This is a genomic window from Holdemanella hominis, from assembly GCF_014306155.1.
In the GTDB taxonomy this organism is placed as follows: domain Bacteria; phylum Bacillota_I; class Bacilli_A; order Erysipelotrichales; family Erysipelotrichaceae; genus Holdemanella; species Holdemanella hominis.
Map to the genome: position 1 here is coordinate 1 of NZ_JACRWH010000063.1, position 12,342 is coordinate 12,342.

The following is a 12,342-nucleotide window of genomic DNA, read 5'->3' on the forward strand; positions in this document are numbered from 1 at the left end:
ACTTTTCATAGTGACCTCCTATTGTGTTATGGCATCAACACCATAAGTGTTTTTAATCAATTCAATTATGAGTCGTAATCCACGTATTGACAATAGGAGGTCACTTCATATTATCTCATCACTTTCTATCATCATCTTAATTTTACTATCATCCATTCCTTTGTGGCAATTCAAAAAGTAATAAATCATCTTTTCCTGTTCATTCATGTCTTCAAGCGGTTTATGTAAATCTACTTTTGGCATTTCTATTGTCATTAACTTCATACGATCTTCTTTTTCTTCTTTCACTAAAGGAATGCCACTGTATTTCCTCATTGTGTATAAACTACAAATGTCATCATCGTCAGCAATTATCAAATTAAAGAATACCATGACAATAGTTTCCTTTAATTGACTGTAACTTTTTCCTTCCATGTCTTGTGAACCATGAAGTCTAGCCAAATAATAATTAAATCGATTGAGTAAATTATCTTTGGTTTGTCTTAACTGCATTTCTAAATCTACAGATGTTTGATCATCAAATTCAACTAATAAATCCAAACGAGGACTTTTCATTTTAGTATAGTCTTTTACCATTTCTGAATTCTTTACAACGACATGTTCAACCTTCCTTTCTAAAAATACCGTGAGTAATGATTTTAATGCATCATTGGCCTCCTTACAATCTTCGCCAAACACATACTTAAAGGCGAAATCATTTAATAAATTTGCACTTCTCATGAGCACCACTTTCTAGTAGGCATTTAACTGTTTATCTAGAACTATAAATATCGCAATGTAACTAGACAACAATTCGTTAGATAAGTCTTTGATTACAGTTAGTATCGATATTAAAAAGAACCATCATCACTTTTGTGTCCTAGATCAAGAAACAATTACACCTTCGTTTTATGACTATCTAATCAACTAGGTGTGTCAGATTGCCTACATACTCTTATACGTAAAAAAATGGAGTTTTTTTGAAAAAAAGAAAAATTTCTCAAAACATTTGTGAAAATAATGATATTATATACGCGACAGGAGGATACTAGAAAAATGAAAATTGTCGATGAATATTTTGGATGTGACGTATTCAGTACATCTGCTATGCAAAGATACTTGCCTCATGCCGTCTACAAACAAATGATGGATGTGATGGAAAAAGGAAAGGAGCTTCCTAAAGAGATCGCAGATGTAGTCGCAAACGCCATGAAAGACTGGGCTATGGATAAGGGTGCAACTCACTATACGCACTGGTTCCAACCCATGACAGGTATTACGGCTGAAAAGCATGATGCGTTTATCAATCCAACAGGGCCAACATCTGTTATTTCAGATTTTAGAGGAAAAGAATTAATCAAAGGTGAACCCGATGCCTCAAGTTTTCCAAGCGGAGGATTGCGTGCCACTTTTGAAGCCAGAGGATATACCGCATGGGATCCAACTTCTCTAGCTTTTGTCAAAGAAAAAACTTTATATATTCCAACCTTATTCTGCTCTTATGATGGTAGTGCTTTGGATAAGAAAACACCATTATTGAGAAGTAATGATGCCTTAAACAAAGCAGCTGTTCGTTTATTAAACATTATGGGTTACAACATTCATAAAATCAAAACAACAGTAGGTCCAGAACAAGAATATTTCTTGATTGATGAAGACATGTTCAAAGAACGTCTAGACTTATTAGTAACAGGAAGAACATTATTTGGTGCGGCTCCCGTAAAAGGTCAAGAATTAGATGATCACTACTTTGGTAGTTTATCTGAACGAGTAAAAGCTTATATGGAAGAAGTCGATGAAGAACTTTGGAAATTAGGTGTTTATGCCAAGACCGAACACAAAGAAGTAGCTCCATGTCAGTTTGAATTGGCGCCTGTATTTACATCAACAAATATTGCGAATGACCAAAACCAATTGACTATGGAAGTTCTACAAAAAGTAGCTTCTCATCATGGATTGGTATGTTTACTACATGAAAAACCATTTGATGGTGTCAATGGTAGTGGTAAACACAACAACTGGTCTTTCTGTACAGAAGAAGGAGAAAACATTTTAGAACCAGGTGATTCGCCAAAAGACAATATTCGTTTCTTAACCGTTCTAGCTGCCATCATCAAAGGTGTAGACGAATACCAGGATTTATTAAGAATCTCTGTTGCCAGTGCCGGAAACGACCACCGTTTAGGTGCAGATGAAGCTCCACCCGCTATTATCTCTATCTATTTAGGTGAAGAACTAACTGCCATTCTTGAAGCCATTGAAGCTGGAAATGAATATGTAGATACAATCGATCGTAAATTGGAACTTGGTGTTTCTACCCTTCCTCCAATCGCAAAAGATTCTACAGACCGTAACCGTACTTCTCCATTCGCATTTACAGGTAATAAATTCGAATTCAGAATGCTTGGATCCAACTTAAACATTTCTTGTCCAAACACTATTTTAAATACAATCGTAGCCGAAGAATTAACACAGTTTGCGGATGAATTGGAATGTGTTAAACAAAAAGATATGACAAAATCCTTAATTGCGTTGATTCAAAAGACATTAAAGAATCATAAGCGTATCATTTTCTCTGGAAATGGATATTCCGATGTATGGAAAAAGGAAGCACAAAAACGTGGCTTATTAGAACTTAAAACAACAGCGGATGCACTTCCTCACTATACAGATCCAAAGAATCTACAATTATTTGAAAAACACAATGTATATTCTGCAAGTGAATTGCATGCTCGTGAAAGTATCCTACTCACAAACTACTACCAAGTAGTTCAAATTGAAGCTAAAACAATGGCTTATATGTTACGAAAACAAATCTTACCTGCTATCTTTAGTTATGAAGCTAAATTGGCTCAAATCATTCAAACAAAAAAATCAAGTGGCATTGAGGCACCATTAGAAGTTAAAATCTTAAAAAACATCAATACACCTCTAGAATTAGTATCCAATCACTTAGATACATTAGAAGCATTGATCAACAAAGAAACCACAACAGAAAAACAAGCTGCTCGTTTTGCGGCCGATGAATTACTTCCGTTAATGGAAACGATTCGTCAATTGACGGATGTGATTGAAACCAATGTTTCTAAAGAAGACTGGCCTTTACCAGACTATAACGACATTTTATTTAAATCTATGTTGTAGGGAATCCAAGGATTCCCTCTTTTTTACATTAATTTTCTGAAACTACTTGCATATTTCTCTTTCAAGGTTCATAATCACTTAAAAAGGAGTTTTAATTATGAGCAAATTAGTCGTACACGCAAAAATAATGATTGATGGAGTGAGTGATACACCAAAGAAAGATCAATTGATTTCAATTGAAGACGGAAAAATTGTTTCCATTGAAGAATATCATGAAACAAATGAAGAAGTCATTCATGCCAATGTCGTTACCCCTGGTTTTTTTAACTGCCACGTTCACATTATGGAACCGGTTGGCTTTAGGACCGATAAAAAGTTTAGTTTGATGGAGAAAGCATTCTATACGCAAAAACACTGTGAAGACTACCTTCATTCAGGAGTTACTTTTATCCGTGTTTTAGGTACTGCCAACGATTATGATATGCAGATTCGTGACTGTATTGATTCTGGACTCATTCAAGGACCACATATGTTGTGTGCTGGAAGATGCATTTGTATGACAGGCGGTCATGGTTGGCAAGATGGAATTGAAGCCGATGGCAAGGATGAATGTCGAAAAGCAGCTCGTACCCTTCTTAAAGAAGGTGTCGATATAATTAAAATCATGGCTACAGGTGGAGTTATGACCAAAGGAGTTGAGCCAGGAAGTGCTCAATTAACACAAGAAGAAATGGCTGTCATTATTGAAGAAGCACATAAAGCTGGAAGAAAAACAGCTACCCATGCCCAAGGAACACAAGGTATAAAAAATGCTCTATATGCTGGTATTGATTCAATAGAACACGGAATCTTCTTAGATCAAGAATGCTTGGATTTTATGAAAGAACACGGTACTTATTTAGTTCCTACTTTAGTTGCTCCTCAATGCATTGTAGAAAATGGTATTGAAGCAGGTGTTGCTGACTATATGGTTAAAAAGGCAATCTATGTTAAGGATGCACACGTAGAAAGTTTTAAAAAAGCCTATGCCCAAGGATTAAAGATTGCCCTAGGTACAGATGGTGGTACACCATTCAACTACCATAACAACACCGCTTATGAAATGGAATTAATGGAGAAATACGGTGTAGATCGTATGGACATTTTAAAGATCGCGACACACAATTCAGCTGATTGTTTAGGTGTTTTAGATGATTATGGAACTTTAGAAGTGGGTAAACATGCCGATCTCGTTTGTCTTGAAGAAAATCCATTGGATGCTATTTCAAATGTTCGTAAAATTGATAAGGTCATTAAAGATGGAGTGATTGTAAAGTGACAAAGCTATATATTCATGCCCAAACTTTAATTGATGGTATTAGTGATACACCTAAGCTTGATCAATTAATTACTATTGAAGATGATAAAATCGTTCAAATTGAAGATTATCACGAAATAAACGAAGATATCATTCATGAAAGTGTTGTTACACCCGGTTTCTTCAATTGTCACGTACACATTTTGTATCCGGTTGGATTTGACTCAAAAAAAGAATTTTCTTTAATGGAAAAAGCTTTCTATGCCCAAAAACACTGTAAAGAATATTTAGAATCTGGTGTTACCTTTATTCGTGCAGTAGGTACAGAAGAAAACTATGACCTACAAATTAAAGAGGCCATTGACAACCATGTGATTGAAGGACCTCATATGTATTGTGCTGGTAAAGTTATTTGTATGACAGGCGGTCATGGATGGCAAGAAGGCATTGAAGCCGATGGTAAAGATGCATGTTTAAAAGCCGTTCGTACACAGCTTAGAAGCGGTGTGGATCTGATTAAGATGATGGCTACAGGAGGCGTTATGACCAAGGGTGTTGAGCCTGGTAATGCCCAGTTTACTGTGGATGAAATGAAGGTCATGATTGAAGAGGCACATAAGGCCGGAAGAAAAACAGCTACCCATGCCCAAGGATTACAAGGTATTAAAAACGCTTTATATGCAGGCATTGATTCCATTGAACATGGTTGTTTTTTAGATGATGAATGTTTAGAACTGATGAAAGAACATAATACATTCTTAGTCCCTACCCTTTGTGCTCCCCAATGCATTATCGATAAAGGTGTAGAAAATGGTGTAGCCCAATATATGGTGGATAAGACGTTAAAAGTCAAGGATGCCCATGTTGAAAGTGTTAAGAAAGCTTATGAAAAAGGTATTCAGATTGCCTTAGGCGCAGATGCAGGAACGCCATTTAATTACCATTCAAATACAGCTTATGAAATGGAGCTTTTGGCTCGACTTGATATTTCAAACATGGATATCTTAAAGATGGCCACGATCAATTCCGCAAGATGTGTTGGAGTTGAAAAGGACTATGGTTCGATTGAAGTTGGTAAACAGGCTGATTTAGTTTGTTTAAATGAAAATCCATTAGAGAACATTTCAAACGTAAGAAAAATTAATAGAGTCATTCAATCCGGTAAGATTGTGGTAGACAACAATTAAAACTATAGGAAAAAGGTAGAAATCTTAAAACTTGATTTCTACCTTTTCATTTTGACGGATAACGCTGCAGTGCCATGCCTGTTAAATATGGCATCGGCATTTTATATATAGCTTTTTTGAATAATTCTTTTGTTTTCGGATCAAATTGTTCTAATTTTGGAAAAATTGTAATCAAATGTTCAGTCATACGACATAATTCAATACATTCAAGAATGCGTTCCATTTTTAGAAAATCAAATACATCTTCACTCTTTTTAAAATGATCAAATAATTCATGAACATCTGGATCCGCATCATCATACCCATTATAGAAAATAGACAGATAGCTTTCTGGTTTTAAAAACACAGGAGCCATCAATTCATAGTCTAGACGCGTATTTGCGATCACATCCATATATGGAATTGAATCATAATACAATATAGCTTCTCCATAAGTATCATCTGGAATCAAATAATCAAATATATAGTATGTCCAGAAATTAAATAATGGATTGGTTTCCAAACTTCTAAGATCCAAGCCATACTTTTGTGCTTGCCTTTGAACAACCATGAGATCAATAGCTCCACAACTGCGAATAAATCCAATTAAACAAAGTAAAGGTTCTTCTTGTTTTTCTTTTTGATCAAAATCCACAATTTTTAAAGCCTCAATAACACTTTCCTTCAGCTCGTCTGGAATTTCATTTTTAAATAATAAATATTTTCGATAAAGCGCCACCTTTTCAAATGGCATACTACATACACTTCTTTATAATTGTTTTCACGATTCGTTTTAAAAGTTTTAGTTATTTTACTGTACAAACATCTACAATATTTTCTGGTGTATATTGTTGAATAATTAGCTCAACCATTTGTTTACGAGTAATTTTTTCACAACTCACATCATCCGGAAAACATATCCGAAAAAATTGACTGTACACAACTTCTTTTCGATAATGATTGATTTCTTGTATTAATGAGCTCATAACTCTCCTTTTAATTCATATTTTTTGGCAACAACGAGTAAATCTTTTGTCCGTAACTATAATCTTCAAATGCCTTTGAAACAAGTTTTTGGCTAAGCTGCATATCGGCCGTTGAAATAAAACCATCATAGATGATCATCCCATTAAATGGCATAATAGCAGTTTGAATCAACATAGGTGTTTTTTCGGCCGGAATAAATTTATCTAAGTTTTCATTTAAACCCTTGACCATATAGTTGATGCCTTCATCATTTAATACTGTATAGTTCTTTTCATAGACAGCCAACAAAAAGTTTTTGCGCATGCCATATTTAAAATCTTTTATAATATTCAAATTACGATATGTTAGATTTAAAGGATTCTTTTGAACATAGCCATCAATAAAACGATCTTTTTCTTTCCAGAACACCTCGATTAGATTGACCAATTCATCGGGTTCAATATAATTATTGGGATCAATTTTCTTATTTGGGATAATTTGTTCCAAAGCATTCACATAATCTAAGACGCTAAAATATAACTTATAGAATAGGCGTGTATCTTTTTGATCTAAATAAGCATACGTTTGTTTCTCATTTAGAGTACGAAACTTATCATTAAAAGATACGTGCTCATGTGCTTCTTTATAGCCTTTCATACTAAGTCCATAATAATTTGGTAATGAAATTTGTACAACAGCTTTGCGATAGCGCTTTGTCAAAGAATCTGAGAATCCATTAAAGAATGGAATTAAATCGATCTTTTCTTCATTCACAGTACCACGAAGCAAATTGTTGAACAATTCATCCTTAAACTTTGTGATGTCCTGCACTTCTTTTTTAACAGCTGTAAAAAATTTTTTAATATCTGGATTTGTCGCATCAAAACCATGATAAAAGATAGAAATGTAGCTGTCTCGATCTAAGAATTTTGGTTCGAATCTTTCACGTTCGATACGACAATTGCGAATGTTAAACAATAGATCTTTATAATCCCAATATACATATTCATTAGCTAAACTATGATCAATTAATTCATAGTCTTCTTTTAAATACGCCCAGAAATTGAAGAGTTTTCCCTCAATAATGGCTTTATAATCGTATGCACAAGCACTACATACGGCTTGAATCAAAGATGGTTCAATGATGCCAAAGGCACGTATAATTCCAAGAATGACTAAGCTTGGTTCATCTTTTTCTGCCTTCTGATCTAAATCAATATCTTTAACAGCTAATTTGACATTCTTTTTGAATTCTTCAGGTAATTCTTTATCAAAATATAAAAACTTAGAGCTTAATGCATGTTTTTCAAAACGATATCGATCGTCTTCTAAGTCTTGGTTGCGTAATAATCTTCTTAATACCTTTAATTCCCATGTTGTGCAAATAGAAACTAAATACTCAGGGGTATAGGTTTCAATCATGCGTTCAAACATTTCTTTTCTTGTCATGGAATCATAGTCCCAATAATCATTTTGACATGTTCTTTTATAACAATCAAAAACCTTTTCTTTACTATAACGATTTGCATGTTCCAATAAGCGCACCAAAAAAACTCCTCCTTTATATATCTTCAAAGGGATTCATCGTACCCTTTTTTCAATCCAATGAGAAGCCAAAACAAATGCTTTGGCAATATTTTTATTTCTCCTTGAGATTGTTATAATTATTATAGTACGATATCGAAAAAAATTGAACCTATGTGTTAGAATTATACCTAAGAGGAAGAAGTATGCGATTCATAGAAATTTTTAAACGATTATTTCATTGTAAAAAACCAATTGAGATCAAACCAAAGAAAAATGTAAATGCTCCAACGAAGATGAAACAAAAGAAGGATTTAAATCCACCAAAAAAGATGAAACAAACGTATGTCGCAAAATCTACCAATTATTTGGATGAACAATACGAATTATTTCAAACCATTCAGCCTGGATATCTTGCCTTTTGTCGTATGCCAGTGTGCGAAGACAATTTGGTGAATATCAATCACCCCCATCGTATACGTCCCTTTTTGATTATCAAAAAGGACAAAGACTATTTGTATGGGTATGCGGGAAGCACAAAGAAAAAGAATCCAAAGATTCAATATACTTTAAAAGATGGACATAAAGATAAGGAAACAGGTGCCTTTAGCGATTCCTATCTATATTTAAACAATGTGTATCGAATTCCCATCCAGAATATCAAAGGAATTTTAAAACAAGTCTCAAGCAAAGATTTGATTCAAATCCAAAGAAAGATTCAATTATTGAAAAATAGTGATGTACATCATATTGTTTTATTTGAAAACATTGAATTTACATTTGAAATAGGAGATATAGTGGAATATAATACTTCCCTTTACTTTTTATCAAAAATTCAAGGCGATAAAATATATGGATATGTGTGTTCAAATACAAATGGTGATATCGAGTTAAAAGGTTTAAATCTATTCATTAATACAGATATAGAAAGAAAAATCGAGCCGAATCCACATAGTTTAAAATATATTTTTAATACGAATGTGAATCGTTATGTGAATAAACAGTTAAAGAAAGAAAACAAAGAAGTGTTGAAACTAAAAGAAGATGTTTACGTTTCTAGAAATGTACAATACTACAATTATTATCCACTAGGAACCATATTAAGGGATATCAACACAAATGAAGAAATTGTATATTTATTTAATTACCGCAAGCGCTCCTATTGTGCAAGGCTAGAAGAAATGTATAATGATAATTATTCAATTTGGCAATATTCTCCAAAATATTATTGTGTGGAGGATGAATTAACTGAAAATGGCATAAAAGAGATGTTGGAGGGTTTCTTAAGCAAGAAATCACGGAATAAAGAGATCAACAAACCTTTTATTCCAATTTTTGAAATCGGATATAAGAAAATAAAGAAGGTTTAGATAGTATGGCATTCACAATCGAAAGTGCAAAACAAGTTCTAGATGATTATTATGATTTGGTGCATTCCAAATATGAGGATGATATCCAGTTTATAAATGCCCTAGAATTTTTAATTCAAGAAACAAACAATCCAGAATATATGGTGGAACTGGGTGTCTGGTATTATGGACAAAAACAGTTTGATCTTGCGGAAGACTATTATTTAATGGCTGCTAAATTAAACTATGTAGATGCCTATGAATGTTTAGGCTACATTTACTATTATGGACGCGTGGGACAACCCGATTATGAGAAGGCCTTTCACTACTATAAACTTGCGAGTGATCAAGGAAATATTGTGGCAGCCTATAAATTGGCAGATATGTATAAGAATGGCTATTATGTACAAAAAGATTATCCAAAATATGTACAAATCATTAAGAGTTTATATCCTTTACTACAAGGAGCAACGAATACGTTTGATCCTGTTCCCGAAGTCTATTCTAGGCTAGCAAAGATCTATGTAGAAGAAGGTAATGAAGATCAAGCCATTCAATTATTATTGATTGCGAAGGAATTCCAGTCGCAAAGATTGATTTATTCGGACTTCTTTGGTGATCTTGCCATCATTAAACATATCGTACTCGATTTATATTCGCTTATTCAATTTGATTCAGACTACATAGATCTATTTGATCTATACTATGTTCTACAAAAGCCATGTAAACTCGCCTTAGAAATCAATGGAGAAGATTATATTATCGAAGCTAAATACGAGGATGATTTATTCTATATATCGATGGATGATAAAAACTATGAAGATGTCGATCAATTCTTTCAAAATGCAATTATTCATGATGAGCCATTATATAATCAATATGTAAATGTGAATTATCTAGAAATGTTAGACTAAAACAAAAGTGGTAATTACTCAAACAAAATGAGTTTTACCACTTTATTTTCTTGAGTAATTGAAGCAGTAATTGTTTTAATATCTCATAAATAATTAGCAGGTTTTCACCTCTAACTTGCATTTTGTGTTAGTACGCGACGTAATGCAACAACTTTAAAAGAGCTGTTACTTCAATTTAATCTTGAAGATAAATTTTTCTCCTTCAATCGTTTCATATTTCATTTTATAATTATCTAATAGATTACGAACAATATATAAACCTAGACCATTTCCTTTAGATTGGGTTGGATCTTGTTTATTTTGAATAAAGAAATAGCCTTGTTCGATTCCAATATGAATAGTATCCTTTTCATGCGTATAATTGATCGCATTACTAATAAGATTAGACAAAATGATATTTAGAGCTGCCTTGCCAATATACATTGTTTCATTTTTTAAATCATTTTGAATTCTTAATTCCTTTTGGTGAATCAATACATCATATTTTTCAAGTACACTAGACAGGATATCTTTGATTTGAACCACTTCTTCATCGTCTTTTAGATTTTCTATGGAATATTCAGATAAGATTTGTTGGATATTCTTAGTTAAATGATCAACTAAATCAATACATTCATCAATATAAACATCTCTATTTTTATATTTTCCCACATTGTATTTCATTTTTTCTAAGATGATTTTAAGACTTGCATAGGCGTTTTTAATTCGTGACTGGCCCTTTAAAGAAATTGTATTTTATTTTCTCTAATCTTAGAATCTCTTTATTTTTAAATTCAAGATTGGAAATCGAATCAAGAAGTGTGTTTCATACAAATCATTAATTTGTGCCTTCAACTGCCCAATTTCATAACTCGAATCAGTTTCTAGACGAGCCTTCTTATCTAATGCCATCATTTGATCGGTTACACTTTTGATTTCAACTACATGATTTTTAATGGATTTGGCATACACTAAAGAGACAATAGCTGAAAAGCATAGGGATATAATTAAGGAGTAAGGAAGAAGTTGTAGACTTAGATTTTTAGCTTGGCTTTTTGATCATGATCATAAGACTCGCCATTAGTACAGAAACGATAATAATACTCATCAACAAGCCATGACTTAATATGAAGCATAACGTATTATGTTTAATTACACTAAAAACACATAGAATGATTCCTGATGGAAAGGATATAAATACAAGTTCTAATATAAATTGAACAATGATTTCCATCTTACTTTTTCCTATAGACAACAAGACACCCATTTCATGTATGCGATCTCTTAACCCTAGAACCAACACCAAAGATAAGACAACAAGTCCACACACAATGATAGAACAAGATAGAATCTGAATCATGTGCTTCATACTTTGTATAGATTCTAAAGACGATTTATAGGCATTCGTATCTTTAGACACAACATATTCACTTGATGGATTTAAGGATTAAACTTGTTTAAGCCTACTTTCTTTCTTCGAGAAAACTGTCATTTTATGGACCATTTTCGTATCTAAAAAATGATAATCCAAAAATACGGTATTCTCACTTAAATCCGAAGATAAACCTTTATATGTTTCATGCTTCTTACCTTCAAAAATTCCTTTGATTGTAAAAGTATGAGAATTCAAACATATTGTGCCCCCTACTTTTAAATGATTCTTTTTAGCTAGATCCAAATGAATAAGAATAGAGTTTCTATCCTTAGAATTAATATTTTTTCCTGAAATTAAAGTAAATACTCCACTACGAAATAAAACATTTTTTGAAGTGTTATTTGTTCCAACTACTGAAACTACATTCTTATATTCTTCAGGTAAAGAATCCAGTGTTACACCCTGCTTAATAGAAACTGCCTTAGTATCTTCTAGCTTAGAAACAAAATCATATTCATATACAGAATTATTAAAATACTGGTTTTCAAATTCAGATCCATCCTTTTTTTGTACTACAATCGAACTCAGACTCACCTGTTATGAAGTGACCTTTGTCAAGACAAAATTACACTCATATTCTAAAAATATTCAGTTTTAGATTGATGACATAGAGGAACTCCTAAACAAATCTATCGACAGTTAACCACTC

At 32.9% G+C, this 12,342-nt stretch carries 13 protein-coding genes; 5 read left to right on the forward strand and 8 right to left on the reverse strand.

The features are described 5' to 3' along the window. Positions 1-105: 105 nt before the first annotated feature. On the reverse strand, positions 106-720 hold the full coding sequence (locus H8911_RS10755) for a PD-(D/E)XK nuclease family transposase (protein ID WP_255466363.1): 615 nt from the start codon (positions 718-720) through the stop codon (positions 106-108). A gap of 315 nt (positions 721-1,035) precedes the next feature. Here H8911_RS10755 and H8911_RS10760 point away from each other — a divergent pair, with 315 nt between their 5' ends. The 3 genes from H8911_RS10760 to H8911_RS10770 all read left to right on the forward strand — a co-directional run bounded on the left by H8911_RS10760 (position 1,036) and on the right by H8911_RS10770 (position 5,547). After that, a complete protein-coding gene (locus H8911_RS10760; RefSeq protein WP_117924805.1) occupies positions 1,036-3,123 on the forward strand; it encodes a glutamine synthetase III family protein in 2,088 nt (695 codons plus the stop codon). Positions 3,124-3,220: 97 nt separating this feature from the next. Then, entirely contained in the window at positions 3,221-4,381 is a 1,161-nt protein-coding gene (locus H8911_RS10765; RefSeq protein WP_186999655.1) for a metal-dependent hydrolase family protein, read from the forward strand. Next, complete coding sequence (locus tag H8911_RS10770; RefSeq protein WP_186999656.1) at positions 4,378-5,547, forward strand: metal-dependent hydrolase family protein; 1,170 nt, start codon at positions 4,378-4,380, stop codon at positions 5,545-5,547. The genes H8911_RS10765 and H8911_RS10770 overlap by 4 nt, the downstream gene beginning before the upstream one ends. A 46-nt stretch (positions 5,548-5,593) precedes the next feature. Here the strand turns inward: H8911_RS10770 and H8911_RS10775 are convergent, their stop codons facing one another. From H8911_RS10775 to H8911_RS10785, 3 genes are read right to left on the reverse strand one after another with little or no spacing between them, the layout of a single operon-like run. Then, entirely contained in the window at positions 5,594-6,280 is a 687-nt protein-coding gene (locus tag H8911_RS10775; RefSeq protein WP_186999657.1) for a hypothetical protein, read from the reverse strand. A gap of 52 nt (positions 6,281-6,332) precedes the next feature. Continuing rightward, positions 6,333-6,512 (reverse strand): hypothetical protein, encoded by a 180-nt coding sequence (locus tag H8911_RS10780; RefSeq protein ID WP_117926844.1) that lies wholly within the window; start codon positions 6,510-6,512, stop codon positions 6,333-6,335. Positions 6,513-6,522: 10 nt separating this feature from the next. Further along, positions 6,523-8,037: a hypothetical protein gene (locus tag H8911_RS10785; RefSeq protein ID WP_186999658.1), complete on the reverse strand. Its 1,515-nt coding sequence runs from the start codon at positions 8,035-8,037 to the stop codon at positions 6,523-6,525. 185 nt (positions 8,038-8,222) lie between these two features. On the opposite strand from H8911_RS10785, the gene H8911_RS10790 reads away from it, so the two are divergent. After that, positions 8,223-9,386: a hypothetical protein gene (locus H8911_RS10790; RefSeq protein ID WP_186999659.1), complete on the forward strand. Its 1,164-nt coding sequence runs from the start codon at positions 8,223-8,225 to the stop codon at positions 9,384-9,386. A 5-nt stretch (positions 9,387-9,391) separates the two neighbouring features. Further along, positions 9,392-10,279 carry a tetratricopeptide repeat protein gene (locus tag H8911_RS10795; protein ID WP_186999660.1) on the forward strand — a complete coding sequence of 296 codons (888 nt, stop codon included), beginning with the start codon at positions 9,392-9,394 and terminating at the stop codon, positions 10,277-10,279. Between the two features lie 165 nt (positions 10,280-10,444). Here H8911_RS10795 and H8911_RS12965 read toward each other — a convergent pair whose 3' ends face one another. The 4 genes from H8911_RS12965 to H8911_RS10815 form a co-directional block, all read right to left on the reverse strand. Next, the gene (locus tag H8911_RS12965) at positions 10,445-10,942 is read right to left on the reverse strand and encodes a sensor histidine kinase (protein WP_222621022.1); all 498 of its coding nucleotides are present in this window, start codon (positions 10,940-10,942) and stop codon (positions 10,445-10,447) included. Between the two features lie 87 nt (positions 10,943-11,029). After that, positions 11,030-11,230 (reverse strand): hypothetical protein, encoded by a 201-nt coding sequence (locus H8911_RS12970; protein ID WP_186999661.1) that lies wholly within the window; start codon positions 11,228-11,230, stop codon positions 11,030-11,032. Positions 11,231-11,300: 70 nt separating this feature from the next. Next, complete coding sequence (locus H8911_RS10810; RefSeq protein ID WP_186999662.1) at positions 11,301-11,678, reverse strand: FtsX-like permease family protein; 378 nt, start codon at positions 11,676-11,678, stop codon at positions 11,301-11,303. Positions 11,679-11,705: 27 nt separating this feature from the next. After that, on the reverse strand, positions 11,706-12,227 hold the full coding sequence (locus H8911_RS10815) for a hypothetical protein (RefSeq protein ID WP_186999663.1): 522 nt from the start codon (positions 12,225-12,227) through the stop codon (positions 11,706-11,708). Between the last annotated feature and the right edge of the window lie 115 nt (positions 12,228-12,342).

Excerpts from the sequence above, each read along its gene's own strand:
- H8911_RS10755 (WP_255466363.1), bottom strand. The coding sequence starts at position 720 with ATGAGAAGTGCAAATTTATTAAATGATTTCGCCTTTAAGTATGTGTTT.
- H8911_RS10760 (WP_117924805.1), top strand. The coding sequence starts at position 1,036 with ATGAAAATTGTCGATGAATATTTTGGATGTGACGTATTCAGTACATCT.
- H8911_RS10765 (WP_186999655.1), top strand. The coding sequence starts at position 3,221 with ATGAGCAAATTAGTCGTACACGCAAAAATAATGATTGATGGAGTGAGT.
- H8911_RS10775 (WP_186999657.1), bottom strand. The coding sequence starts at position 6,280 with ATGCCATTTGAAAAGGTGGCGCTTTATCGAAAATATTTATTATTTAAA.
- H8911_RS10780 (WP_117926844.1), bottom strand. The coding sequence starts at position 6,512 with ATGAGCTCATTAATACAAGAAATCAATCATTATCGAAAAGAAGTTGTG.
- H8911_RS10790 (WP_186999659.1), top strand. The coding sequence starts at position 8,223 with ATGCGATTCATAGAAATTTTTAAACGATTATTTCATTGTAAAAAACCA.
- H8911_RS10795 (WP_186999660.1), top strand. The coding sequence starts at position 9,392 with ATGGCATTCACAATCGAAAGTGCAAAACAAGTTCTAGATGATTATTAT.
- H8911_RS12965 (WP_222621022.1), bottom strand. The coding sequence starts at position 10,942 with ATGAAATACAATGTGGGAAAATATAAAAATAGAGATGTTTATATTGAT.